General features: G+C 58.6%; 1 protein-coding gene. It reads left to right on the top strand.

Annotated features, from left to right (window positions below; translation table 11 throughout):
- The first annotated feature begins 113 nt into the window (after nucleotides 1–113).
- On the top strand, nucleotides 114–1175 hold the full coding sequence (locus H7F15_RS19295) for an IS110 family transposase (protein ID WP_185198640.1): 1062 nt from the start codon (nucleotides 114–116) through the stop codon (nucleotides 1173–1175).
- Nucleotides 1176–1580: the final 405 nt, after the last annotated feature.

Below are 1580 nucleotides of genomic sequence, written 5' to 3' on the forward strand. Positions count from 1 at the left end.
GGACTAAGGGCAAGACCGTATGTTTGAATTCCCGGGTGTTTACAGTGGCCTGGGAGAACAGCGCGTTCCTGTAAAAGGGTATAAATAGTATTTACCTTTTAACAACAGGAAACATGGAGCAAAGTAAGAAACTTGATTTTGATGGTCAGCCCATCTTCTGCGGCATAGACGTGCACAAGAAGTCCTGGAAAGTAACTGTTCGCACGGACCAAATGGAGCTGAAAACCTTTTCCCAGCCGCCCTCCGCCAGGGCGCTCCTGTCTTATCTGAGGCACCACTACCCGGCAGCCTCCTACCGGGTGGTTTACGAAGCCGGTTTCTGCGGCTTCCATATCCAGCGCGAGCTACAGGGCCTGGGCGTGGACTGCATCATCGCCAACCCGGCCGACGTGCCCACCATGGACAAGGAGAAGCAGCAGAAGAGCGACGCGGTGGACAGCCGCAAGCTGAGCAAGAGCCTGTCGGCCGGCATGCTGGAGGGAATCCATGTGCCAACCGTCCAGGAGCAGGACGACCGCTGCGTGCTGCGCAACTACCACCAGTTCGTCCGGGACCAGACCCGCTGCAAGAACCGGCTCAAGGGCTGGCTCTACTTCCAGGGCGTGGAGGTGGAGGACAAGTCCTATTGGTCCAAGAACTTCATCAAGCGGCTCCGGGAGATGCCCCTGCCCACAGCGGCGGCGCGGACCTCGCTGGACCTGCTGCTGCAGGCCCTCGAGTCGGCCAAGGCGCAGGTGCTGCGGGCCACCAGGGCTCTGCGCGCCCTCTCGCGGGAGGAGCGGCACCGGGAGCAAGTGGAACTGATCAGGAGCATCCCGGGGATCGGGCAGGTGCATGCCATGCTGTTCCTGCTCGAGATTGGCGAGATCCGTCGCTTCGGCTCTCTGGACAGGTTGTGCGCCTACGTGGGGCTGGTGCCCAGCACCCGCTCCAGTGGGGAGCAGGAGCGGGTGGGCCGGCTGACGCACCGCACCAACTCCCGGCTCAAGTCGGCCCTGATAGAGGCCAGCTGGACAGCCGTCAGGATGGACCCGGCCCTCACGCTGGCCTTCAGCCAGTATGCCAGGAAAATGCAGAAAAGCAAGGCCATCATCAAGATCGCCCGCAAGCTGCTCAACCGCATTCGCTACGTGCTGGTGAACCGGCGGCGGTACGAGTCGGGTGTGGTGGCCTGAGAGGCTATCGGGGACTCATTTTTCTTTCCCAACCCCTCCTGTTAGGGTTGAGAGGGGATTGGAAAAGAAAAATGAGTTGGGGAATAATAGGAATAACCGGTGCAGGCTGGCCTGTGTCGGTGTGATCGTTTTGCTCAAGGGAAGCCGGTCTGTAAACCTTTTCAAGCAGCAATACCGAATGCTCCACCTTGCGGCCCGTTGCGGTGTCCGCTCTATAGGCAAGTTTACGGTTGCTGTCTTTAAAAAAATCTGAACGCGGTGCTGCAGTGGCCCAGGGGGGCTATCTGCTCATAGGAGAGTGATTGGCAAGACTGGAGCATGGGAAATAACGTATAGGCTTATGTAGGTATCAGACCCTTTTACTGGAACGCGCTGTTCTCCCCCCATAAGAATTCAACATAGGAG

Source organism: Pontibacter sp. Tf4 (assembly GCF_014212495.1).
Classification (GTDB): Bacteria; Bacteroidota; Bacteroidia; order Cytophagales; family Hymenobacteraceae; genus Pontibacter.